Source organism: Enorma burkinafasonensis (genome assembly GCF_902150035.1).
Classification (GTDB): domain Bacteria; phylum Actinomycetota; class Coriobacteriia; order Coriobacteriales; family Coriobacteriaceae; genus Enorma; species Enorma burkinafasonensis.
The window spans coordinates 1-25,419 of record NZ_LR597514.1; the positions used below are offsets into that span (position 1 = coordinate 1).

The 25,419-nt window shown below is 64.6% G+C and carries 15 protein-coding genes and 1 tRNA gene; 9 read left to right on the forward strand and 7 right to left on the reverse strand.

The features are described from left to right. The first annotated feature begins 248 nt into the window (after positions 1-248). Positions 249-324 (forward strand) — tRNA-Phe (locus FS885_RS07755). 128 nt (positions 325-452) lie between these two features. On the opposite strand, the gene larE is transcribed toward FS885_RS07755, so the two are convergent. Then, positions 453-1,298 (reverse strand): ATP-dependent sacrificial sulfur transferase LarE, encoded by an 846-nt coding sequence (gene larE, locus FS885_RS07760; RefSeq protein WP_144744490.1) that lies wholly within the window; start codon positions 1,296-1,298, stop codon positions 453-455. 192 nt (positions 1,299-1,490) lie between these two features. Between larE and FS885_RS07765 the strand changes: the two genes are divergently transcribed. Continuing rightward, positions 1,491-2,147, forward strand: a complete 657-nt coding sequence (locus FS885_RS07765) for an HAD family hydrolase (RefSeq protein ID WP_186365823.1) — start codon at positions 1,491-1,493, stop codon at positions 2,145-2,147. Positions 2,148-2,235: 88 nt separating this feature from the next. On the opposite strand, the gene FS885_RS07770 is transcribed toward FS885_RS07765, so the two are convergent. Continuing rightward, positions 2,236-3,369 (reverse strand): LacI family DNA-binding transcriptional regulator, encoded by a 1,134-nt coding sequence (locus FS885_RS07770; protein WP_144744492.1) that lies wholly within the window; start codon positions 3,367-3,369, stop codon positions 2,236-2,238. 166 nt (positions 3,370-3,535) lie between these two features. Here FS885_RS07770 and FS885_RS07775 point away from each other — a divergent pair, with 166 nt between their 5' ends. Next, positions 3,536-4,321 (forward strand): type III pantothenate kinase, encoded by a 786-nt coding sequence (locus FS885_RS07775; RefSeq protein WP_144744493.1) that lies wholly within the window; start codon positions 3,536-3,538, stop codon positions 4,319-4,321. A 57-nt stretch (positions 4,322-4,378) separates the two neighbouring features. Here FS885_RS07775 and FS885_RS07780 read toward each other — a convergent pair whose 3' ends face one another. From FS885_RS07780 to FS885_RS07795, 4 genes are all read right to left on the reverse strand, one after another. Then, entirely contained in the window at positions 4,379-5,122 is a 744-nt protein-coding gene (locus tag FS885_RS07780) for an NUDIX domain-containing protein (RefSeq protein ID WP_425458928.1), read from the reverse strand. Between the two features lie 410 nt (positions 5,123-5,532). Then, the gene (nifJ, locus tag FS885_RS07785) at positions 5,533-9,072 is read right to left on the reverse strand and encodes a pyruvate:ferredoxin (flavodoxin) oxidoreductase (RefSeq protein ID WP_144744494.1); all 3,540 of its coding nucleotides are present in this window, start codon (positions 9,070-9,072) and stop codon (positions 5,533-5,535) included. 910 nt (positions 9,073-9,982) lie between these two features. Continuing rightward, positions 9,983-11,182 (reverse strand): hypothetical protein, encoded by a 1,200-nt coding sequence (locus FS885_RS07790; protein ID WP_144744495.1) that lies wholly within the window; start codon positions 11,180-11,182, stop codon positions 9,983-9,985. 60 nt (positions 11,183-11,242) lie between these two features. Beyond that, positions 11,243-12,046, reverse strand: a complete 804-nt coding sequence (locus tag FS885_RS07795; RefSeq protein ID WP_144744496.1) for a hypothetical protein — start codon at positions 12,044-12,046, stop codon at positions 11,243-11,245. Between the two features lie 497 nt (positions 12,047-12,543). Between FS885_RS07795 and FS885_RS07800 the strand changes: the two genes are divergently transcribed. Genes FS885_RS07800 through pglX form a run of 4 tightly spaced genes read left to right on the forward strand, consistent with a single transcriptional unit; the run spans position 12,544 to position 19,940 of the window. Beyond that, positions 12,544-13,167, forward strand: a complete 624-nt coding sequence (locus FS885_RS07800; protein WP_144744497.1) for a DUF1819 family protein — start codon at positions 12,544-12,546, stop codon at positions 13,165-13,167. 8 nt (positions 13,168-13,175) lie between these two features. Continuing rightward, positions 13,176-13,778, forward strand: coding sequence for a DUF1788 domain-containing protein (locus tag FS885_RS07805; RefSeq protein ID WP_144744498.1), 603 nt, complete (start codon positions 13,176-13,178; stop codon positions 13,776-13,778). A gap of 33 nt (positions 13,779-13,811) precedes the next feature. Continuing rightward, positions 13,812-17,378, forward strand: coding sequence for a BREX system P-loop protein BrxC (gene brxC, locus FS885_RS07810; protein ID WP_144744499.1), 3,567 nt, complete (start codon positions 13,812-13,814; stop codon positions 17,376-17,378). A 15-nt stretch (positions 17,379-17,393) separates the two neighbouring features. Then, on the forward strand, positions 17,394-19,940 hold the full coding sequence (pglX, locus tag FS885_RS07815; protein WP_144744500.1) for a BREX-1 system adenine-specific DNA-methyltransferase PglX: 2,547 nt from the start codon (positions 17,394-17,396) through the stop codon (positions 19,938-19,940). A 1,022-nt stretch (positions 19,941-20,962) separates the two neighbouring features. Here the strand turns inward: pglX and FS885_RS07820 are convergent. Further along, complete coding sequence (locus tag FS885_RS07820; RefSeq protein ID WP_144744501.1) at positions 20,963-21,634, reverse strand: DUF3800 domain-containing protein; 672 nt, start codon at positions 21,632-21,634, stop codon at positions 20,963-20,965. Positions 21,635-21,821: 187 nt separating this feature from the next. Between FS885_RS07820 and FS885_RS07825 the strand changes: the two genes are divergently transcribed. Continuing rightward, complete coding sequence (locus FS885_RS07825; RefSeq protein WP_144744502.1) at positions 21,822-22,796, forward strand: BREX-1 system adenine-specific DNA-methyltransferase PglX; 975 nt, start codon at positions 21,822-21,824, stop codon at positions 22,794-22,796. A gap of 10 nt (positions 22,797-22,806) precedes the next feature. Further along, positions 22,807-25,419, forward strand: coding sequence for a BREX-1 system phosphatase PglZ type A (gene pglZ / locus FS885_RS07830; protein WP_144744503.1), 2,613 nt, complete (start codon positions 22,807-22,809; stop codon positions 25,417-25,419).

The following is a 25,419-nucleotide window of genomic DNA, read 5'->3' on the forward strand; positions in this document are numbered from 1 at the left end:
CATCTCCACCATTCCTTCAACTGGGAAAATGCCGCCCCCGGGGCCCGGATAGGACCTCGGGGGCGTTCGGTTAACTGCGGGAGCGTGCCGTCAGCTCAATGTGTTCGGTTGGGATCGGAAATCAACCAAGATTCGGGGGAACGCCCGGCGCGCCCTCGTTCACGCGTTTTTCAAACCAGCCGAAAAGCCCGCTTGACGCACCGCCGCAATTTGGTATAGTAATCGAGCTGTTAGTTGCTAACGCACCCGGTCAGATAGCTCAGTTGGTAGAGCAGAGGACTGAAAATCCTCGTGTCGGGGGTTCGACTCCCTCTCTGACCACCATCGAGATGAGAGCCCGCTCCCCGAGCGGGCTTTTTTCATGCGTCGACGGCCTGCGCGCGGCGCAGGCGAACGCGCGGCGCGGGGCAGGCGGCATGGCGCACCCGAGCGCCGCGCCCGGGGCGCCGTCGCTACCCGTTCATGTTGCCCTTGCCGTAGGGCACGGCGAGCGGCTCGACGGCACGTCCCGAACGCGCCTCCAGCTCTGCCGCGACCGTCGCGGGAAGGGGGACAGCGCCGTCCCGCCCCGGCTGGCCGAGCACCTCGAGCTCCGCGACCGGGGCCTCCACCCGGATGCGGCCCGCGATCAGGCGCGCGCGCACGCCGGGCAGCCCCAGCCCGTGCAGGTAGTCCTCGCAGGCGCGCACCGCGGCGAGCTTCCCCAGGTCGAGCGGCTCGCCGCACGGGATGCGCGTCGCCAGGCAGGCGCCCGCCGGCAGGTTCCATTGCGGAAGGCCCCAAGCGCGCAGCAGCTCGCGCTCCTCGTCCTTATGCCAGCCGCACTCCATGAGCGGCGAGCGCACGCCCAGCTCGCGGATAGCGCGCATCCCCGGACGGTAGTCGTCCGCGTCGTCGGCGTTGCTCCCGTCGACGACCTCGGCGAACCCGCGCTCGCGCGCCGCCTCGACGATGCGCGTGAATCCCATGCGCTTGCAGTGGTAGCAGCGAAGCGCGCCGTTCTCCCTGATGTCCGGCTCGGCCAAGGGGTCGACCTCGATCGTGACGAGCGGCACTCCGAGGTAGCCGCGCCTTGGCTCCCCCGCATCGCCGGCGCCGTATGCCCGCTCGGGCGTAGTCGCGAAGGGCGTGGCCAGATGCACGAGCAGCGTCCGCTCGGGAAGCGCGCGGGCACACACCGCGGCGAGAAACGTGCTGTCGACGCCCCCCGAGAACCCCACGGCGACCGATCCGTAGCCCCGCAGGAGCCCCTCGAGCTCAGCCAGCTTCTCGCGGTATATCTCAATGGGATCGCCCATCGGCATCGCTCCTATCGGGGCCGGCGCAGACCGAGCGGGCGCCGCGCACCCGTCAAGAACCGGTAACAAAACTTCGAGCCGGCCGCCCGCGCGGCGCGGCTCTGGCACAATGGTAGCGGCAACGACGGCCCCGGGCGCGTATCTTCAGGAAATCCCTCAGCGCCCGGGCATACGACAATGGGACGGGACGAGATGATCAGCACCGTATTGTTCGACATGGACGGGACCCTCATCGACAGCGAGCCGCTCAGCGCGCGGGCGTGGCGGCACGTCGGCGACGCGCACCGGGCGCCCGTCACCGACGAGCTGATCCGCAGCTTCGTGGGCCGCCCCCTCCACACCATCATGGGCATGCTCGCTGACCAGGTGGGCTCGCGCGAGCTCGCGGACGCCATCTACGCCGACTACCGCGTCTACAAAGCCGAGCTCTACGACCGCGAGCTCGCCCTCAAGCCGCGCGTGGCCGAGGCGCTCGCTGCGCTCGAGGACGCGGGCCTGCGCATGGCGGTCGCGACCTCCTCGGGGCGCGAGATCACGACGCGCAACCTCGAGCGGCTGGGGATCCTCTCCTACTTCGAGGGCCTCACCACGGGCGACGAGGTCGAGAACGGCAAGCCCAGCCCCGACATCTACCTCCTGGCCTGCGAGCGCATGGGCGCCGAGCCCGCCAGCTGCGCCGTCGTCGAGGACTCCGTCAACGGCGTGCGCGCGGGCCACGCCGCCGGCTGCCCCGTCTTCATGGTCCCCGACCTCACCGAGCCCGATGACGGGCTGCGCGCGCTCTGCCGCGCCGTGATCCCCGATATGGGCGAGCTTCTGGGCGCTATCGCCGAGGTGAACGGGCAGTAGTCCGCGCAAAATCCGCGACAGCGTACGCCGGCGCCCGCCGCGGCGCCCCATGGCGGCACGCCCCACAGGGCGCACCCATGCAGCGGCCTTACAGGTACGCGCCCGCGTCGAACTCCGGGATCCCCGCCACGGGGTCGCCGCCCGCGGGCGCCGCGGGCCAGGACACGGTGCTCGCCCGCTCCAGCAGAAACGGCCGCACCGTCTCGTGCGCGACGGGCGGCTCGTCCGCGAACGCCGAGCGGCCCAAGCCGCGCGCCGCGGCGCGCTTCGCCTCGCGGTCGCGCTCCTCGTCCCACATGATCCGCTCGATGATGAGCTGCGCACCCTTGCGCCCGAGCTCGTAGCCCGCGGGCGAGCAGGTGGTGAGCGGCACGGGGCCGCCCCAGGCGAGCGGGTTGCCGTCGCAGCCGGCGACCATGATGTCGTCCGGCACCGAGCAGCCCGCGGCCATCACACCCGCGAGCGCGCCCATGGCGATCGCGTCCGTGAGGCCGATGATGGCATCGGGCCGCACGCGCTCGTTGCGCCCGGCGAGCATGGCGCCCAGCCGTGCCCCGTCGCCCGTGCCCTCGGTCGCGCCCTCGTTGTAGATCTCGAGCGAGACGTCGCCGTAGCCCGGGAACATGTCGCGGATGCCCTCGAGGCGCTCGGCGAGCTGCGCGCTCTCGGCACGCCCCACCACCGCGACCCGCTCGGCGCCGCGCGCCAGCACGTGCTCGGCGATCAGGCGCCCCTGGGCGCGGTAGCCGGCGGCGACCGTCGCCGTCGCCTCAGGCTCCCAGGGCATGTCCACGTAGACGGTGGGCACGGGAACCTCGGCCACCGGCCGCGGCCGCATGCTCGGCGCGGGCTGTATGAGGATGCCGGCGACCTGGATGCCCACGAAGAAGTTCACGTAGCGGTCCTCGAGCGCGGCGTCGCCGTCGGTGTTCATGACGATGAGGTCGTACCCGTGACGGATGGCCTCGTTGCGAGCGCCGTTGGCGATCTGCAGGCTGCAGCCGCTCGTGAGCCCCGGCAGGATCAAACCGATCGTGGTGTTGCGGCCGCCCGCCAGCAGGCGCGCGCTCTGGTTGGGCAGGTAGCCCAGGCGCTGGATGGTCTCGTCGATGAGCTTGCGCGTGTCGGGACGCACCTTCTCGGGGTGGTTGAGCGCGTTCGACACCGTGCCGAGCGACACGCCCGCCTCGCGGGCCACATCCACAATGCGCACCTTGCCCATGCGACCTCCCATCCGCGCGATCGGGGCACAGCGGCCCCGCGTTCCAGGTCCCCTGAGTATACCAAGGAGTTGAAACGCTTCAAAGCTCCACCCTGCGGCACGGGGGCCTGAGCTACAATGGCAGGCGACCAGCGACGCTGGCGACCACCGACTCCAGGGAGGCAGCATGCTACTCGCCGTCGACATGGGAAACACGCAGACCGCGCTCGGCCTCTTCGATGGCGGCGCGCTCGTGCACTCGTGGCGCATGCCCACCGACCGCACCTTCACGGCCGACGAGCTGCACGTGCGCCTGCTCGGCTACCTGCGCGTCTACGACCTGCGGCTCGACTGCATCGACGCGATCGCCTTCGCCGGGGTCGTGCCGCAGCTCACGCGCGAGTGGCGCGCCGTCGCACGGCGCATCACGCAAAACGTCGTCGCCGTGGGCCCGCAGACCGCCGACGTCGTGCGCGTGGACGCCCCGCGCCCGGCCGAGGTCGGCGCGGACCGCATCGCCAACGCCGTCGCCGCCGAGGAGCTCTACGGCGCCCCCTCCATCGTGGTCGACTTCGGCACGGCGACCAACATCGACGTCGTGGACGGGCGCGGCTACTACATCGGCGGCGCCATCGCGCCGGGGCTGCGCATCTCGATGGACGCCCTCGTCGCCCGGGCGGCGCGCATCGCAAGCATCCCGCTCGAGACGCCGGCTCACGCTATCGGGCGCGACACCACCGAGGCCGTGCAGAGCGGCGCGGTGCTCGGCACCGCGGCCATGGTCGAGGGGCTCGTCGCCCGCATCAGGAGCGAGCTCGGCGCCCCCGGCGCGCGCGTCATCGCCACCGGCGGCCTCGCAAGCGTCGTCGCGGACTCCACCGACGTCTTCGACGTGATCGACCAGCAGCTCACGCTCAAGGGCATCGCCGAGATCGCCCGACGCGTGCGCGACCGCGAGCCGCGGCAGGCGTAAAGGCCCGACCGAACGAAAGCCCAACCGGCCCGCAGCCGGTACCATCCGTGCAGCGCGCTACGCCGCGTCCCCGTCGTCCTCGACGGCGACGGCATCGGCCGCCAGGCGGTGCGCCATGACATCGCAGGCGAGCGCCCCCACCACGGTCTTGGCGTCCTCGATCTTGCCGTCGAGCACCGCGTCCACGAGCTCCTGCACATCGACGAGGTCCACGTTCAGGAACTCGTCCTCGTCGGGCTCCGCGCCCTCGAAAGAGAGCTGCGTGGCCAGGAAGATGTGGATGAGCTCGTCGGTGAACCCGCCGGAGGTCGCGATCGTGGTGAGGTAGGCGATCTTGCCGGCGACGAATCCCGTCTCCTCCTTGAGCTCGCGCTTGGCGCTCTCGAGCGGCTCCTCGCCCGGGTCCATCTTGCCCGCCGGGATCTCGACCGTCACGCGGTCGAGCGCCGTGCGGTACTGGCGCACGACGGCGATCTTGCCGTTCTCGGTGAGCGCCACGACGGCGACGGCCCCGCAGTGGCGCACCACGTCGCGCCGCGAGCAGTGACCGTTGGGGAGCTTCACCTCGAGGGTGTCCACATCGAAGATCTTGCCGCGCCAGACGGTCTCCTGCGAGAGGATCTCCTCGTGCAGGCCGGCGTCGCGCTCGTCCTCGTCGCCGGGAACCAGGCGCCCCTCCTCGTCCTCGCCGCCGTCGTCCTCGAGCTCGAAGTCGCCCTCGACATCGACCGCCTCAGGCTCCATCGTCTCCGTTGCCCCCTCGAGCTCCTCGTCGAGCTGCTGCTTCTCGTCTCGCGCCATGCGCCCTCCCCTGCGACATCCGGCTCTCGCCGGCTCACGTGCATACAAGCGTCTTGTACCCAGTCCGGAGCTCGTCCCGGCGCTCGAGGGGCGCCCCGTAGAAGGTTCAGGCAAGAATACTGTGGGTCCTTTCGCACCGCCGGCCGAGAGCGCCCGTCTCGAAAGCAAAACCGCAGGATTTTTGAGCCTGCATCCGCGGTCAAGCGCACGGCTTCCATTTGACCCACAGTATTCTTGCTTGAACGATCGATCGGGCAATACAGCGGTCCGCATCGCGCGGGCACCGAGGGTCGTTTGGACCTTGAAGCGCCCTGAACCATCCGATCGGCATAAGAAACGCCCCCGCGGGCGAACCCACGGGGGCGTGTGCGCCTACCGTGCGCGAGCGGCTGTGCCGGCGCGCTTAAGCCTTAGACCTCGGCGTAGAGATCCTTGAGCTTGGTGAGGTGCTGGTAGCGCGCCATGGCGGCTTCCTCGTTCTCGCGGAAGAGCTCGTCGACCTGCTCCTGCGGAAGCACGCGCGAAAGCGACGCGTAACGGGCCTCGTTCATGAGGAACTCCTGGTAACCGCCCTTCGGCTCCTTGGAGTCGAGCGTGAACTTCTTGCCCACCTCGGCAGCCGGGTTGAAGCGGAAGAGGTTCCAGTAGCCGCAGTCCACGGCCTTCTTCATCTCGGCCTGGCAGTTCTGCATGCCGCCCTTCTTGATGGAGTGCATCTCGCAGGGAGCGTAGCCGATGATGATCGACGGGCCGTCGTAGGCCTCGGCCTCCTGGATGGCCTTCAAGGTCTGGGCCGGGTTCGCGCCCATGGCGACCTGCGCCACGTACACGTAGCCGTAGCTCATCGCGATCTCGGCGAGGCTCTTCTTCTTGGTGAGCTTGCCGGCCGCGGCGAACTGAGCGACCTGGCCGATGTTCGAGGCCTTGGAGGCCTGGCCACCGGTGTTGGAGTAGACCTCGGTGTCGAACACGAAGACGTTGACGTTGTGGTTCGAGGCGAGGACGTGGTCCAGGCCGCCGAAGCCGATGTCATACGCCCAGCCGTCGCCGCCGAAGATCCAGAAGGACTTCTTGGTGAGGTAGCTCTTGTCGGCGAGGATCGCCTTGGCGGCGTCGCAGCCGCAGGCCTCGAGCGCCTCGACGTAGGCGGCAGCCGCGGTCTTGGAGCCCTCGGCGTCGTTCTTGGCGTCGAGCCAGGCCTGGCCGGCGGCCTTCACGGCCTCGGGCGTGTTCTCGCCCGCGATGAGGGCCTCGGTCTCGGCGACGAGCTTGTTCTGGACGGCCTCGTAACCGAGGGCCATGCCCAGACCGTGCTCGGCGTTGTCCTCGAAGAGGCTGTTGTTCCACGCCGGGCCGTGGCCGTCCTTGTTCACCGTGTAGGGCGAACGGGCCGCGGGGTTGCCCCAGATCGAGGAGCAGCCGGTGGCGTTGGAGATGAACATGCGGTCACCGCAGACCTGCGTGACGAGACGCGCGTAGGCCGTCTCGGCGCAGCCGGCGCAGGAGCCGGAGAACTCAAGCAGCGGCTGCTTGAACTGGCTGCCCTTGACGTTGGCGGCCTCGAGGACCGGCTTGGGGGCGACGTTCTCGACGCAGTAGTCGAAGGTCTTCTGCTCGGCGAGCTCCTGCTCCTGCGGCACCATCTCGAGGGCGCCCTTCGGGCAGACCTTCGCGCAGTTGGTGCAGCCCATGCAGTCGAGCGGGCTGATGGCCATGGTGAACTTGAGGCCGGTGTCCTTGGGCATCTTGATGTCGAGCGTGCGCAGGCCCTCGGGCGCCGCGGCGATCTCGTCCTCGGTCAGGCCGAACGGACGGATGGTCGCATGCGGGCACACATAGGAGCACTGGTTGCACTGGATGCACTTGGTCTCGTCCCAGTGCGGCACCATGACGGCGACGCCGCGCTTCTCGTAGGCGGAAGCGCCCTGCTCGAACTGGCCGTCCTCGTGGCCAACGAACGCGGACACGGGGAGCTCGTCGCCCTCCATGCGGTTGATGGGCTCCATGATGTCCTTGACCTGCTTGACGAGCTCGGGGCGACCCTTGAGCTCGACGGCGGCGGCGTCATCGGCGGCGTCGGCCCACTCGGCCGGGACCTCATGCTTCTCGAAGGCGGTGGCGCCGGCGTCGATGGCCTTCCAGTTGGCCTCGACGACGTCCTGGCCCTTCTTGGCGTAGGACTTCTCGGCGGCGGCCTTCATGTACTGGATCGCGTCCTCCTGCGGGAGCACGCCGGCCAGCGTGAAGAACGCGGACTGAAGGATCGTGTTGGTGCGCTTGCCCATGCCCACCTGGACCGCCAGGTCGATGGCGTTGATGGTGTAGAGCTGGATGTCGTTCTTGGCGATGTAGCGCTTCTCAGCCGCGGAGAGGTGCTTCGAGAGCTCGTCGAAGTTCCACTGGCAGTTGATCATCAGCGTGCCGCCGGGCTTCACGCCCTGGGCGATCTTGAAGTGCTTGGTGATGTAGCTGGGGTTGTGGCACGCGACGAAGTCGGCCTTGGTGATGTAGTACGGGCTCTTGATGGGCTTGTCGCCGAAGCGCAGGTGGCTGATGGTCACGCCGCCCGTCTTCTTGGAGTCGTACTGGAAGTATGCCTGGACGTACTTGTCGGTGTGGTCGCCGATGATCTTGATCGAGTTCTTGTTGGCGCCCACGGTACCGTCGCCGCCGAGACCCCAGAACTTGCACTCGATGGTGCCCTCGGCCGCCGTGTTGGGGGCGTCGGCGTCCATGGGGAGGCTGAGGTTGGTGACGTCGTCGACGATGCCGATCGTGAACTCGCGCTTGGGCTCGTCCTTCTCGAGCTCCTCGTAGACCGAGAACGCGGCCGCGGGCGGCTCGTCCTTGGAACCGAGGCCGTAACGGCCGCCGATGACCTTGATGCCGGAGAGGCCGGCCTCGTAGAGCGCGGAGACGACGTCCTCGTAGAGCGGCTCGCCGATGGAGCCCGGCTCCTTGGTGCGGTCGAGCACGGCGATCTTCTTGACGGTCTTGGGCAGCGCGGCCACGAAGTGCTCGATGGACCACGGACGGTACAGGCGGACCTTCACCAGGCCGACCTTCTTGCCGTGGGCGTTGAGGTAGTCGATGACCTCCTCGAGCGTGTCGCAGAAGGAGCCCATGCACACGACGATGTTCTCAGCGTCGTCGGCGCCGTAGTAGTCGAACAGGTGATAGCTCGTGCCGAGCTTCTCGTTCACCTTGTCCATGTAGGCCTCGACGACCGCGGGGAGCTTGTCGTAGGCGGTGTTGCACGCCTCGCGGTGCTGGAAGAAGACGTCGCCGTCCTCATGCGTGCCGCGGTTGTGCGGATGCTCGGGGTTGAGCGCGTGGTCGCGGAAGGCCTGGACGGCCTCCATGTCGCACATCTCGGCGAGGTCTGCGTAGTCCCACACGGCGACCTTCTGGATCTCGTGCGAGGTGCGGAAGCCGTCGAAGAAGTTCAGGAACGGCACCTTGCCCTCGATGGCGGCGAGATGCGCCACCGCGGCGAGGTCCATGACCTCCTGGACGTTGGTCTCGGCCAGCATGGCGAAGCCGGTCTGGCGGCAGGCCATGACGTCGGAGTGATCGCCGAAGATGTTCAGCGCGTGGGTCGCGACCGTACGGGCGGACACGTGGAACACGCCCGGCAGGCCCTCGCCCGCGATCTTGTACATGTTCGGGATCATGAGCAGAAGACCCTGGGACGCGGTGTAGGTGGTGGTCAGCGCACCCGCGACGAGCGAGCCGTGGACGGTGCCCGCGGCGCCGGCCTCGGACTCCATCTCGATGACGTCCACCTTCGTGCCAAAGATGTTCTTCTTGCCCTGAGCTGCCCACTGGTCGACATGGTCGGCCATCGGGCTGGACGGCGTAATCGGGTAGATACCCGCAACCTCGGTGAACGCATACGAAACGTATGCGGCCGCCTCGTTGCCGTCCATGGACTTGAACGAACGCGCCATATACCCCTCTCCTCTCGTGTAGGTATACAGTCCCCCCGGTGGCCCTTGCCACCGGTTAGTCAACGGCGCTTGCGTCATCCCCGCAGGTCAAATGCGACCCGGCGATACGGTCGAGTGTTTCCGGCCACGGGAAATCCACATGCACGTCTTATTGTACCGCGTTCAAATAGAACGTATGCGCAAATCTGTATGGTCTGTGACACATCGCGGGCGGGGTGTCGGCCCAGGTCTTCGCCTTCAAGCGATGCCGTTATGGGGCGCATCTATCTTTTTTATTTTTTTCTCATTTTTTATTATTTGCTCTTTTGCGTTTGAGCAGGTAAACGACATGGCCCGAATCACCGGAGATAGAGACTCGTTGCTTGAGGCGTCCTTACACCCCAGCCTTTCGACGCTCACGAGTCTTGGCGGTGGCCCTTCGGAAGGCGTCCGCGTAGCCGATCTTGGTGCAACGCGCCTACCTGCAACAATTAAGGTTGCCTTGTTTGGTCCGTCTACCACCCGGCAAACCGACCACCGCCAAGACGCGCGAACGGGTCGGATATAAGAAAACCGTGCGGCGGTATCCCGCGGCACGGCGACATTCCACGGCGCTATGACCCCATCGCACCGCATCATGTCCTAGAAGGAAGCCGGTGTCGGTAGCGTTCAGACAACTTTACTGTGGCTATCTGAGAAACTGTCGGGTAGCCACCAAAGCCACAAGCCGCTCACCTGCGGTAATGCAACACCGCAGGTACAGACTACTTCGCATCCAGTAAATTACCCACAGTAAAGCTGCTTGAACTGTCCCCGCTATCGAGCGGAGGAGGCAAATCGTCACCCGAAGGATACCTCGCGCCAGAAAAAAAGGCGCGGCCGCCACGAAGACGGCCGCGCCCGCACGCCTGACGCGGTCTGAAGGGGTCGCCTACGCGGTGACCTCCATGGACTCGATGCACTTAATGAGCGAGTCGTCGTCCTTGCCGAAGCCATAGGCGACAAACGAGCTGAAGCGCGCAAGGAACGCCCGCCGCATGACCTCGAAATCATCCGCCGAGACGAATCCCGCCTGCGCCTCGAACACGGCGGCGACGCGGAGCAGGTTCGCCGCGACCTGCGCCGGCGTGCCCGTGCCCAGGCCGTAGTGCCCCTTCGAGATGACGCACCAGTCCTCGTAGGCGATGCCGTCGTTGCGCATGCCGATGAAGTTCGCGAGCATGAGGTCGCACAGGCGCTCGAACTCCTCGCAGGTAGCGGGCCTGCCGGCTAGCTCGCTGGCGAGCTCGAGCGGCGCGCTTACCGGCGCGCCTACGGAGAACGCGTGCAGCGCGAGCCTACCCGCGAAGTCGCGCTTGGCGCGCTCCATCACGCCGTACTGGTCGTACTCACCCGGCTCGTCGCCCTTGCCCAGGCAGCCGGGTGCGAGCTCGATCTTGACCGTGTCGCGACGCCTCTCGCTCCACGGGAGGTGAATCTCGAAGGTCACCACGCCGGGCTCCGACTCCGCCAGGCGCGCCAGCAGCACGGGAACGGGGGCGCTGCTGATGCACCACACGTCCTCGAGGCCGTCGCCTGCGGACTCAATCAGCAGATGCCGGTCGAGCTGGGCGCGGGCCTCGGGCAGGAGCCCCTCGGCGAGCTGCGCGAACCGCTCGAACTCATTCGCGTCCACATCGTGGCGCTCATAGCGCACGCGGAAGTCGTACTCTCCCTGCACGACCTGCTCCAGCGTGTGCTTGCGGTCGAACACCACGAAGTCCGCCGTCCCCTCCGGCAGCTCGACGTCATAGGCGATCTTGGTGCCGTCCGGCGCGCAGATGCCGCCCGCGCGGCCCGCGACCCGGCGCTCGTAGTGGTAGCGCCGCGGCAGGATCACGCTGTCGTCCGGCGCGAGGGGCCTCTTCTCGATCGGGTCCCAGATCTGCCCGGACCCGTCGAGGACCATCTGCTGCGTGACGCGATCCTCCGCCTGCCCCACGCTGGATAAAGGAACCTTCTTGCCCTTGCGCGCCTTCTTCTTGGACCCGGCCGCCTCGGCCTCATAGGCGTCGAGCAGCTCCTGCCGCGCCCCGCCGAATGCCTGCGTCCGCTCCTCTACAAGCTCGATCGCGCGCTTGATCGTATCCATATCCGCACTCCCCTTCCGGAAGAACCGTCTTAGCCGATGATGCCTAAGCCGTTGAGCGGCCTAGTAGCTGCGCGGGACCTCGCGCAGCTCCATCCATTCCGTCGTGGCGACCGACTCCGCCAGGCCCATGAGGTCGGCTTTCTTGAGCTGGCGCTTGTCGAGGCCGGAGAGCGCACCCCCGAAGCCCGCGACCTTCACCCGGGGCTCGTGCGGCTCGGTCGGGTCGGGCTCCGCGAGCAGCTCGGCAGGAAGCTCCGCGCCGCCACCCGTATAGGGATCGGGTGAGCTCAGCAGGTCGTAGGTGTACAGATCACCGTAGTTGGCATCGGGCAGGTCGCCGTCGCACTGCGCGGCGAGCGCATCGAAGTACTCCGGGGCGTCCTCGTAGGAGCCCATCGGCCAGCCCGCCGCGATGGCGACGCCGTAGGACCCCTCGGGCAGGCGCTGCAGGATGCTGGCGACGCGGTCGCGCTTCGGCGCGTAGTCGCCCTTTGCGGTGTCGCTGAACCAGAGCACGAGGTTGTCGCCGTACTGCTCGAGCTTGAAGTGCAGCTCGTGCGGAGGGAGAACGCGGTTGACCTTCTTCTTGGCGGCGACAAGCGCCTCGAGGTCCTTCTTGCGGATCGTCGCGGCGGTCTTCGCGGGGTAGAGGTCGGCGACGGCGTCCACGACCTGGGCCATATCATGCGGGTTCGCCGTTATCGCGCAGGTCACGTGCCAGCGGCCGAAGTCGATCTTGATGACCGTCGAGTCTCGCACCGTCATCGTCTCGCGGTACGACACCTCGTCGTACTCGAAGCGCCGGACCTCCCTCACGGTGTTGTACTCAAGCGAGCATTCCATGCTCATGTTCAGTCTAGGCATGCGGTTCTCCTTCCGCCCTAACGCGCGCCGCAGCACGGCGCAGGCTCCGATCAGACCATAGCAAGCGGATGGGACGGATTGTTGAGCAACACGGCGAGCGGCCCACCGGTTGACGGTAGCCGCTCGTATTTGTTGCACAACAAAAAACGCCAGCTCTGTGCCAGTGTTGACGCCGATGATCGGTCGGAGAAAGGCGTCCATGGCATGTTCCACAACCTCGTCGAGCGCGAGCTGGGCCGCGCGATATCCTATAATTCGAATCGAACCGAGCGGCTGCTGCATCCACGCCGCACGGAACCTGTGTCCCGGAGGAGACGAAGTTGCTCAACCCTGCATGGAGTGCAGGGGGGATGGCATTTTCTACGCCGCTCCACCCAGGCAGTATCTCATAGCTCGCTAGCTGCCCGCATGTCCACGAGCGGACGCTCGTGCGCGAGCACCACGCACAAACCGATATATCGAGCTGCGGTCGCCGCTCCCCTCAAGGGGGTGGCGTAATGGGCGCGCCCAAGACCTATCGCGGGGGTATCACGCGCGAGCAATGGCTCGAGAACGAGACCCGCACCGTCGCCCGCCTGATGGCGGACGAGGGGATGTGCGAGCCGGACAACCTCGTCGATGCCGTCACCCAGGGCAACCTCTTCCAGTACCCCACCGAGCGCGAGCTCAAGTCCATCACCCGCGCCTGCGCGCGCCGACTCGAGGCGCTCTCCGAAGACCCCAGCCTGCGCGGGCGCCTCATCGAACTCATCGCGCACGGCACGCCCGACCAGCTCAAGCAGACGAACCTCTACGCCATGATGCGCGACAACCGCATCGTGTGGGAGTTCATGCTCTGCGTGGTCGCCACCAAGTTCGCGACCTTCGATGCCACCCTGCGAAGGCATGAAATCGCGGACTTTCTTGAAGGCCTGCGCGCGCAGGACGAGAAGGCCGCCCGCTGGAGCGACGCGACCCTGGACAAGATCCGTCAGGTGCTCGCCTCCTCCCTCGAGCGCTGCGGTATGTACGACCGCCGCTCCGAACAGCTGAGCCCCCTGCTCATCGACTTCGACCTGGAAATGGCCATACGCGCGAACGGTGACGAGCAGGTGCTCGCCGCGTTCGGGCGCACGTCCTAGGAGAGCCCATGACCGCATCCGAATCGCCTTCGCTCGCCATCAGCTTCGACCTCATCCGCTCGCGCCTGAGCGATCCCGGCTTCCTGAATAGCCAGGGCCTGGGCAACGAAGTGCCGTTCTACGTGTTCGCTTACGACGCGGCGCGCGAGGACGAGGTCCGCGAGCGCACCGAGCGCCTGCTGAAGGATGCTGCCGAAGGGGCCATCCCCACGCGGATCACGCGGTTCGACCTGTGGGACATCTTCTCCCAAATTTGTGAGTACTACGAGATCTTCGACGATCTCGAGCGCATGGAGGCCCAGCAGGGCGACGAGGCGGTTCTGCGCCATATCCAGGAACTCGCCATGCCCGAGGACTACGTCACCAGAATGGCCGAGCAGTTCGAGCTCGTGCATGGCGCACCAGAGCCGGGCCGCGACGTCCTGCTCATCACCGGCGTGGGCAAGGCCTACCCCTTCGTGCGCGCCCACGACATCCTCGAGAACGCCCAGCCGGTGTTCTCACAGATTCCCGTGGTGCTGTTCTATCCCGGCGTCTACGACGGCCAGTCGCTGCGCCTGTTCGGCTCCATCCAAGACGGCAACTACTACCGGGCGTTCAGCCTGCTCTAAGCCCATCCGCCCCGCGTGAAAGGACCCTCCCCCATGCGCATCAAGGACATGTTCGAGCGCGACATCGACCGCAACATCAACGGCGTCATCAAAGTCGACCAGACAAGCGAAGAGATCATCGAGCAGGAGCTTTCCGAGTATGTGGTCACGCGCGAGCTGCGCGGGCACTATGCAACCTTTTACCACGCATACTGCCAGGCGCTCGACACTCCCACCGATAAGATAGGCGTCTGGATCTCGGGCTCATTCGGCTCAGGTAAGTCGCACTTCCTGAAGATGCTCTCCTACCTGCTTGCCAACCGCGAAGTCGCAGGCAAACGCGCCCTCGACTACATCGCCCCGCGCTTCGAGGACGAGCTGCTCGCCGCCCAGGCGCGCCGCGCGGCGAGCGCCCCCGCCGAGACCATCCTCTTCAACATAGACAGCAAGGGCACCACCAAGGACCAGTCCGCCATCATGCGCACGTTCGCGCGGGTGTTCTACGAGAACCAGGGCTTCTACGGCGCGAGCCTCAAGCTCGCCCGCCTGGAGCAGCTCATCGAGAGCCAGGGCAAGACGCAGGCGTTCCGCGCGTTGTACGAGGAGGCGTCCGGCCACCCGTGGACCGAGTGGCGCAAGACCTACCGTTCCAAGTCCGACCCGGTAATCGCCGCGCTCGAGGCCTCGGGCGTCATGAGCCGCGAAGAGGGCGAACGCTGGTACGATTCGGGCGACGCGGACGACCTCTCCATCGACTCGCTCACCGACGAGATCCGCGACTACGTCGAGATGCGCGCCGAGCAGAACGGCGGGCAGTTCCGCCTGCTCTTCATGGTCGACGAGATCGGTCAGTACATCGGCACGGACACGAGCCTCATGCTGAACCTGCAGACCCTCGTCGAGGATCTGGGGACGAAATGCGCGGGCCGCGTGTGGGTGGTCGTCACAAGCCAGCAGGCTATAGACAAGACTTCAGCTTCCTCAGGCAACGATTTCTCGAAAATCCAGGGCCGCTTCAACACGCGCCTGTCGCTTTCCAGCTCAGACGCCGACGAGGTCATCAAGCGCCGCGTGCTCGCCAAGACCACCGACGCCGAGCAGCTCCTCGAGCTGCGCTACGCCGAGGACGCGGCCGTCCTCAACAACCTCTTCTCCTTCAAGGACTCGGTAACCGACCTCACGGGCTATCGCGGTGCGGCGGACTTCTCGGCGACGTTCCCCTTCGCCAACTACCAGTTCAAGCTCATGCAAAACGTTATGGAAAAGCTTCGCACCCAGGGGGAGAGCAACAAGCACCTCTCGAGCGGCGAGCGCTCCATGCTCTCGGGCTTCCAGGAGGCCGCGCAGGCGGTTGAGGACCTGGACGAGCACGCGCTCGTGCCGTTCTGGCGCTTCTACGACGGCGTGCAGACCTTCCTGGAAAGCTACCACCGCCGCGTGATCGACCGCGCGGGCAAGGCAGCGCAGGACGGCCAGGGTCTCGTGGAGTATGACATCCGCGTGCTCAAGCTCCTGTTCATGGTGCGCTGGGTGGATCGCGAGATCGCCACGAACATCGATAACATCGTGACCCTCATGACCGATGACGTGCGGGTGAACCGATTGGAGCTGCGTCAGCAGGTGCAGGATTCGCTCGACCGGCTTATCCACGAGAACTACGTGACACGCAACGGTGACCGCTACCAGTTCCTGACCGATGACGAACAGGAGATCGCCAACCAGATCAAGCGCACGCAGGTCGATGCTGCAAAGATCACCGCCAAGGCTGCCGACATCATGTTCAAGAGCGTCTTCGACGAATCCAAACTCGCCCTGGGCAAGAACCAGTTCCCCGTGAATGAGTACCTGGACGGCACGCATGTCAGCGGCGCCGGCGGCCTCACGCTCCGGGTGCTTGCCGGCATGGACGGCAGCGAACCGCCCAGCCACGAGGAGCTCATCCTCATGTCGAGCCGCAACGAGGCCGTGGTGGTGCTGAGTCCCGAGGTCGACTACTACAACCCGCTCATGGAGGCCGCGCGCATCGAGCAGTTCACCAACACGCTGGTCCACGCCAACCTACCCAAGAACCAGCAGGATATCATCCGCTCCAAGCAGCAGGAGCGCACCCGGCTCGATCGCCAGGCGCGCGACCTCATGGAGCAGGCGGTGCGCCAGGGCCAGTTCTACGTATACGGCAGTACCGTCACACCCGCGCAGACCGGCTCGGCGAAGAAGATCATCGAGGACTGCCTTGGCCGCCTGGTGGACGTGACCTACCCCAAGCTCTCCTACATCGACAGGAACTACGACAACGATGCCGATATCAAGCAGATCCTGAACGGCACCATGGCGCTCGAGGGCCAGCAGCCCAACGCCCGCGCCATCGAGGAACTCGAGCGCAAGCTTTCAATCGATGCCTCGCGCCACACCACGGTAAGCATGGAGGATATCCAGTCGCTCTACCAGGCGGCCCCGTACGGATGGCGCGAGCAGGACATCGCCGCCGTGACGGCGGAGCTTCTGGCCTCCAAGCGCGCCAAGCTCGTCTATGCCGGACAGACCGTGGATATCCATGACGCCCGACTCGTGGACTACCTGCGCAAGCGCAACATGGTGGGCAAAGTGCAGGTCGAGATGCGCGTCGCCGTGTCGGACGCCATGCGCTCGCGGGCGCGGCAGGTGACCGAGCGGCTTTGCGGCGTCTACAACCTGCCGACCGACGAGGACGGTCTCGCTGCGAGCGTCCGCGAGTGCCTTGAGGAGCGTCGCGATAACCTGCAGCACTTAGTGGACGTGGAGTACCGCCGCAACAGCAAGTACCCCGGCTACAGCGAGGTGGCCGACGCCATCCGCCGCATCAAGGACGTGCTCGCCGTGGGCAGCGACCCAGCGGATCTTTTGGCGGCCGTCTCCAGCAACCGTGACGACCTGCTGGACGATGCGGAGGACCTGAGGGAGATAGACCACTTCTTCTCGGCCCAGAAGCCCGCGTTCGACGAGGCAGCCGATCTCGTGCGCGACATGGAAAGCGAGCGGGAGTACCTGGCAAGCGATAGCGAGGCTATGGCGGCGTTGAAAAAGATCGAAGGCATCCTCACCGAGAAGCGCCCCTACCGCGACATCGCCCAGCTGTTCGACGCAAAGAAGACAATCAAAGACGCCCACGAGCAGCTCATGAAAGACAAGCGCGAGGACCTGCTCGCCACGCTCGACGATATCTTCAACGGCATCGAAGCACACGCGGCGGAACTTAACGTGAAGCTCGCAAGCATCGCCGAGACCCGCCTCTCGCGCCGCGGCGCCGTAAACGACGCGACCTCGCTCACCGCACTCGACGCCCTGAAGACGCGCCTCGGCAACGACGAGCGCAAGCTCTACGACGAGATCGAGGTTGAACACGAGCGCATCTCGCGCCCGCGCCCAGTGAACACGAACGTGACCGTCACCGCCGAGCCGGCCAAGGGCACAGGCCCCAAGACGCCGCCGGCCCCCGCGCCCAAGGGCACAACCGTGAGCCGCACCCGCGTCTTCAAGCCGCGCCGCCTGCACAGCGAGGTGGAGATCGAGGCTTACCTCGCCCAGGCCCGGGCCGATCTTCTGCGGGCGCTCACCGGGAACGACTACGTCAAGCTCGACTAACCCAAAGGACGCACCATGGACACCAAGGTTCTCGAGAAGTTCTGCCCCTGGGCGCGCCGCGCGCTCATCGATGCCGTGCACAACCGCTTCGTGAAGTTCAGCCTGGATGACGCCGGACGCACCGCCTATCCGGCGGGCTCGGACGTCATCGGCACGGGCGTGATCGATACCGCCACGAAGGCCCAGCGCGACGGGCTCTACGCCCGCATCGAAAAGGCAGGCTACAGTGCCTTCTGCCAGCAGATGGCCTACACCTGGTTCAACCGCTTCGCGGGCATCCGCTACATGGAGCTCCACGGATTTCTATCCAACGGCGTGCGCATGCTCTCCGCACAGGACGGCCGCTTCGACCCGGAATGCCTGCGCGCCGTAGGCGAGCTCGAGCTCGCCGGCCTCGACCGCGAGCGCGCCCTAGACCTCGCGGCGGAGGGCAGCGATTCGGAGCTCTTCCGCCTCATCCTCATCGCCCAGTGCAACGAGCTCGCCGACGCGCTGCCCGACGTGTTCAGCCACGTGGGCGCTGCAGACGAGCTCACGCTGCCGGACGGCCTCCTCAACCGGAACGAGAACAACGTCCTCTACCATCTGGTGACGGACATCCCCGAGGAAGCCTGGCAAGACGTCGAGATCCTGGGCTGGATGTACCAGTTCTACAACGCCGAGCTCAAGGCCGACTTCTTCAAGTCCAAGCGCAAGGCCGCCGTGGAGGATATCGCCCCCGCCACGCAGCTCTTCACGCCGGAGTGGATCCTGCGCTACATGGTGGACAACTCGCTCGGCCGCCTCTGGATGCTGAACTTCCCCGAGAGCGCACTGCCCGAGCGCGCCCACGCCGAGAACCCGGCCGACCGCCTGATGGAGTACTACATCGTGCCCGACAGGGAGCACGAGGACTTCATCCGCATCGCGGGCCCGGAGGGCATCACCTTCTGCGACCCGGCGTGCGGATCGGGCCATATCCTGGTCTACGCGTTCAAGATGCTCTTCGCCCTGTACGAGGAGCGCGGCTACCGCGAGCGCGAGATTCCCGAGCTCATCCTCACCAAGAACCTCGCCGGCCTGGAGATCGACCCGCGCGCCGCGCAGATCGCCCAGTTGGCGCTCGCCCTCTGCGCCCGCGAGCACGACCGTCGCTTCTTCACCCGCAACGTCACCGCCGACGTGCAGGTGCTCGAGAGCGTCGAGCTCGATACCGAGCAGCTCGGGGACGAGCAGCTTGCCGAGACCCTCGCGCACCTGAGCGAGGTCGGCAGCCTGTTCACGCCCTCCGATACGGATATCGCCCTGCTCGAGGCGCAGAAGGATAGCTCCTCCGCAGCCGGCCTCTTCGCCGAACCTGCCGGCCAAAGCGTCGAACGGGCCCTGACCGCCTGCAAGGCGCTCTCCCGCCGCTTCGACGTGGTAGTCGCCAACCCGCCCTACATGGGGTCGAGCAGCTTCAACCCCTTCGTGAGCAAGTGGGTGAAGAAGCACTACCCCGACGTTAAGAGCGACCTTTTCGCTGCCTTCATCGTGCGAATCATGGACTTCGCGAAGGAGCACGGCGAGATTGGCATCATGTCTCCCTTCGTGTGGATGTTCATCGGCAGCTACGAAAAGCTGCGCAACCGCCTCATCGACGAGAAGACGCTCACCTCGCTGATCCAGCTCGAGTACTCGGGCTTTGCGGGTGCCACAGTCCCTATCTGCACTTTCACGTTCCATAACTCCTATATTCCGGGATACAGGGGCGGGTACGTGCGCCTTGCCGATTTCGTCGGCCCTGCAGTCCAAGGTCCCAAAGCGCTCGAAGCCATCCAGAACCCCGACTGCGGGTGGTTCTATCGAGCCGATGCCACGAGGTTCCATGACATGCCAGGGTCACCGATTGCGTATTGGGCTAGCAGCGCTTTGCATGACGCATTTCTGAATGGAAAGTCAGTGGCCAGTTATTCAAAACCGAAATGTGGCCTATCTGCAGGCACAAACGAACTGTTTCTCAGGAAGTGGTGGGAGGTATCCCATTGTTCAACTTGCTATTCCGCCCGTGATGCAATCGAAGCAAAATCCTCAACGAAAAGATGGTTTCCATGTAATAAAGGAGGGTCTTTCAGAAAATGGGAAGGCAATAATGATGATTTGATTGATTGGCAGGACGACGGCCAAAGGATCAGAAACTATCGGGATGACAACGGTCGACTATTATCGCGACCGCTCAATCTTGATACCTTCTTCAATCCGTCTGTTACATGGTCTGCAATTTCGAGTGGAGATGTTTCTTTTCGCTATCGTGGACCCGGATATGTCTACGAGCACGCTGGCGCATCGTTATTCGGAACAGAAGCAGACCTCGCATACTTACAAGGCGCATGCAATAGCTCAGTAATCAGAGTGATCGCAGGGATACTATCTCCGACGCTGAATTTTCAAATCGGTCAAATTGCCTCATACCCGATTCTCGACACTGACGAGTCTGTGAAATCACAGGTCATCAGTTTCGTCTTATCCCTACGAAAGCTGTCCAAATCCGATTGGGACTCCCAAGAAACCTCCTGGGATTTCGCCAAGAATCCACTCGTGTAGTCACCTGATACGAAAGGATAAATCGTTATGTGCCTATTTGCCTATGACTTTGTAGTTATAGATAGCCTATCAGCTCACAACGACACCCTTGCTGATGGTTGCGCTGCTGTGACCATCAAACTTCAAGCAAGGCTAAACCAAAGTGTTACTACAACAAAAGAAGATGTAACGCCCTATGAAGAACCGACGATGCCTACCCGCTCATTTTGCAGTGTCATATTCGCACAACTCGTGAACTCCAACGGAACTGAATGGGATTGGCAGGAACTAGAATCCGGAAAGATCGAACAATCCCTAATCTGGCGAGCTTCCGATCGGCCCCTTTCGTTGCACTTCATCTCACATGAATTACAAGAGATCGATGAGGGAGCTCGCCTAACAGTCGAATTAAAATCAAGCGATCGAAAGGCGGCTCGACAGATCTGCTCATTCGTCTACGAAAACCACTCATGGAGATCGACGGAGGAAACAGCAGGCGTTCTAAAGAAACAGTTTGAGCAACCTCGACAGCGTAGAAGCCAACATCAATGAACCTGCGCAAAAGAGGATTCCGCTTAATTGAATATTCAATTGGGGCCAATTTTTCAGGTGACCCTAAGGTTTACTCATCCGTCGCTTGCAATCACACCACCATGAGGCCAACGGCTGCATGCGATCGGTGCCCTAGACGGCGCCTATTGGTTTGTTCAGGAGCTGCCCACCGTTTGGCTGTAGCGATTCTTCGACCTCTCACATATGCAAGCCTGGTCCTTGAACAGAAACTTGATAGGCACGATGATGTCGCGATCAAATTGGATGAGAATCGAAACCCAGAAGCAAATCGCGGAAAAGGCGAGTTGCGCGCTTCGTCGCCTTTTCCACTAGGGGGTTATAGCGCGTTACCCCGTACCGGGGGGATCCCCCGGCCCTTGGAAGCCCACCCTCACGGTCAGACCATGCCAACAAAAGTGCGCGCATGGCATCTCGACCTTGCTGTCCGTCGACAGCAAGCCCTTACGTGCAGGGTATCACTACTCGCCGGCTTACAGCTGCTTCCTTCGGATCTTTTTGAGATAGTTCTTCGTAAAGCAGCGCTTATCGCCGAAGAACCTATGATCGGTCGGGCTATCCATGTGCCGGTCGTATCGCAACGCCGCCAACTCAATACCGCAAACATAATCCGCAACCCGAGACATGAAATAGTCTTTCGGCATGGCATTTCGATAGATAGCGGCGTTGCTCGACAAACACGTATGAACCGCGCGATGCACGGCGCGTTTTACTGTTTGCTGCCCGTTGTCGTAGTAGATTTTGACGCAATCATAACCAAAAAAGAATTCAACCTGTTCCCTAATGAACGATACGAGCTCCCGCTCGATACGTTCTGCCAACGCATATTCGCTAGAGAACTCTCGCTTTCTATATCGCAGAACCATGTAACGAAAAGGCGTCTTCTCGACGAAGACCTGAAAGCGCATGAAATAACTCTTCCGCATACTCAAATCAATTTGATCGTATTGTTCATGACCGCGAACCACCGGCGTGAAGTGAAATGTTCGCTCAATCAACCCGGCATCGGAAAGTGCCTGACGATATCGACTGATACTCGTGGAGATGTCGACCGATTGGTCGTGAAAAACAAATCCGACCAGATAGTAGTCGGAGCAGGATCCAACATCACCGGACTCATCAATGAAGATCGAAAGCTCCCTCATGTGGCCATCCCCCGCCTAATAAAAATGCCGGGGGACACCCCCCGGCGAAGAGACAGCCCTCCTTGTGTGGAGCGCTGCTCTATTTATACCACTCGCCGGTTCGTCTATTCAATCATACCAAAATACGAACACATGTTCTCCACCTTGAGAACGAACATGTGTTCTACATATGGAAAGGCGGCATAGTATGGCTACCCTCATACGCGACAAGTACGAAGCGCACAAAGCCGAGGTCAACGAGCGCTTCGACCAGCTCAAGGCCAATGAGGAGGAGCTCAACCGCATCTTCGCGGAGATCTACAACATGGTGGGCGAAGTCCCCATCGAGGTCGAGGACAAGTACGTCTCGGTCGCGCGGATCTTCGACACCAAGGAGGAGATTCCGGAGAGCTTCAAGGGCAGCAACTACGTGCGCACCAAGCGTGACGAGATCGTCTCGCTCATATCCTACGCCGTAGGCTGCATGTTCGGTCGCTACTCGCTCGACGTGGATGGTCTGGTACTTGCCAATCAGGGCGATACCGTAGCGGAATATCTCGCCAAGATGCCCGACCCCGAGCACGTGACCTTCATGCCCGATGCAAACAACGTCCTCCCCATCACCGACGACGAGTACTTCCGCGACGACATCGTAGCGCGCTTCGAGCGGTTCGTCGTCGCGGCGTACGGACAGGAGACGCTCGAGGAGAACCTGCAGTTCGTGGCCGACGCGCTCGACCCTACCGCCAAGGGCACGGCCCGCGAGGTCATCCGCCAGTACTTCCTCAAGGAGTTCTTCGCCGACCATTGCAAAACCTACAAGAAGCGACCCATCTACTGGCTTCTGGACGCTGGCAAGAGGAACAGCTTCAAAGCGCTCTTCTACATGCACCGCTACCGCCCCGACCTCATGGCACGCGTCCGCACGGAGTACGTTCACCCGCAGCAGGAGCGCTACCGCGCGCGCCTCGCCGCCATCGAAGCGGCGCTCGAGACCGCCGACGGCCGCCAGAAGGCAGCCCTCAACAAGGAACATAAGCACGTGAGCGATCAGCTGACAGAGATCGCCAGCTTCGAGGAGAAAATCCATCGACTTGCTGACCAAATGATCGAGATCGACCTCGACGACGGCGTGAAGGCGAACTACCCCAAGTTCGAAGACGTGTTGGCGAAGATTAAGTAGGGCGGGACATATGAGGACCACGGACATACAGACCGAGCTGCGGCGGCGGTTCGATGAGACGGATGCCCCCACGGCGAGCGCCATCGTGATCTGGCACGACCCGGATGGCGAGTTCGCCGACACGCTCGAAGGGCTCGAGCTCCCCGACATCGAGGTGATACGCGAGGAGCCCGGCCGTCGCTTCGCGCTCAAGCGCGAGCTCAACGGCGACCTTACCGGCAGGCAGATTCTGCTCTACCGCCGCCGGCAGCGCAACCTCGTCGGCGACTGGCTCGCCGACGTCGAGGCACGTGCACAGGCGTTCTCGGCAGACTACCTTTCCGTGCAGATGCGCGAGCTCAACGCCGCCGACACGCCCGAGATGCGCAACGCGTTCTCGGCGCACAAGGCGTTCCTGGCCAAGAAGACCAACCTCAAGAAGCTTGCGCGCCTGATCGACGCCTACCAGGTGCCGCAGCAGCTCGAGCTCGCCATCATGGCCTGCGCCCTGGGTACGCAGGAGGCCACCGCCACGCAGGTGCTTATCGCCTACCTCGTGAAGGCCGCGGGCGAGGGTGCGCCCGCGGCGTTCGGTGCACTTGAGCAGGCGGGCGTGGCGGACGCCTTCACCCGCGCGCTCGCGAGCTGGACCGGTTTTGCCGGCGATGCGCGCGACCTCACGGCGCTCGCGCAGCACGTGCTGCTCTCGGCGCTCGCGCCCACGGTCCCCGCGGGAGCGCTCGATAGGCTCGGCAGCTGCCACTCCTCCGAGCACGCGCCCTTCTGCCACAGCCTCGTGAACGAATGGGGCCGCAGCGACCTCTCCGACGAGCTGCTCGAGCTCTGCTGCACCGTCGAAGAGGCGACGGATCTCGAGGCGGTGCTCGGTCGCTTCGACGCCCCGGAGCTCTCCCGCGCCGAGGTGTTCCCCTGCATCGACGCCCTCATCCTCCGCAGGCTCTTCCGCACCGTGGCAGCCGGCCCCGACGGGGCCGATGCCGCGATGGAGCTCGCGGCAGGGCGCCGCGGCAGCCTGTGGAGCGGGCGCTTCTCATGCTACTACGAAGGCATCATCTGCGCCGCCCGCATGCAGATCTTCTGTCGCGAGCGCGGCCCCGAGCTCGGCGCCATGACCGCGGAGGTGCTCTGGAAGCGCTACACCGCAGAGTACTGGCACATGGACCGCTGGTACCGCGAGCTCCATGTCGCCTTCGCCCAGGCGGTCCGCGCCGGCGAGTACGGGCTCGACGAGGACTTCCGCTCCTGCTGCACCGCGCTGGAAGACCTCTACAAGGGCTGGTTCCTGAAGGAGCTCTCGCGTCGCTGGGCGTCCGCTGTCGAGGGCGACCTCGCGAGGACCGGCTACGTGAACGGCATCCCGCGCCAGCTCGATTTCTACCTCGATGAGGTCGAGCCGGTCCTGCGCACCAAGAAGCGCGCCTGGGTCGTGGTGTCTGACGCGCTCCGCTTCGAGGTCGCGGCCGAGCTCGCCGAGCATCTGGAGCGCGAGACCAAGGGCAACTGCGACCTGGGCGCCGCGCAGGCGGTCTTTCCCTCGATCACCAAATGCGGCATGAGCGCGCTCTTGCCCAGCACGAGCTTCGCCTACGCCGCCACGAGCTCGGCCGAGCGCCGCCGCCTCTCCGTACTTACGGACGGCTCCGAGGCGCTCTCGACCGAGGGCCGCCAGGCGCAGATCAGAAAGCACGCGAGCGCATCCGTCGCCGTGCGCTACGACGACTTCGTGAACGAGATGGGCCGCGCCGAGCGGCGAGCGCTCGTGGGCGACGCCGAGGTGGTCTACCTCTACCACAACACCATCGACGCCCTGGGCGACAAGGAGCCCACCGAGCGGAAGGTGTTCACCGCCTGCGGCGAGGCGATCGAGGAGCTCGCCGCCTGCATCCAGCTCATCGTGCGCGAGTTCGGTGCCTCGAGCGTGATCGCGACCGCCGACCACGGCTTCCTCTACACCGACCGCCCGCTCGCGGAATCCGAGCACGCCTCGGTCGCGGATATCGCCGGCACGGTCGTGGAGGCCGGGCGCCGCTACGCCGTGACGGAAGGAGACGCCGACGGCGGACCGCTCGTGCGCGTCGCGCTGCCCTGCGCGGCAGACGCGGAACCCCTCACGGGCTTCGCCCCGCGCGAGTGCGTGCGCCTGCGCATGGCGGGCGGCGGCGAGAACTACGTCCACGGCGGCATCTCGCTCCAGGAGCTCTGCGTGCCGGTGCTCCGCTTCGCCAACAAGCGCGCCGGCAGCAAGGGCTACATGGAGAGCGCGCCGGCGGGCATCTCGCTCGTCACGCGCATCGACACCGTGACCAACTCCCTCTTTACCCTTGAGTTCCTGCAGGACGAGCCCGTGGGCGGCAAGGTGCTCCCCGCCGAGTACGAGGTCTTCGTGGGCGACGCCGCGCACGAGCCCGTGACCGACATCGCCCGCGTGGTCGCCGACCGCATCGAGGCGGATGCCACGGCGCGCAAGCTCCACGTGTCGCTCTCGCTCAAGCCCGGCGCCGGGACCTCCGAGCGCGAGCTCTACCGCCTCTACGCCCGCAACACGAAGACCCGTGAGGTGCGCGCCCTCTGCGACCTGCGCATCCACGTCGCCTTTGCCCCATCGATCGATTTTGGATGGTAA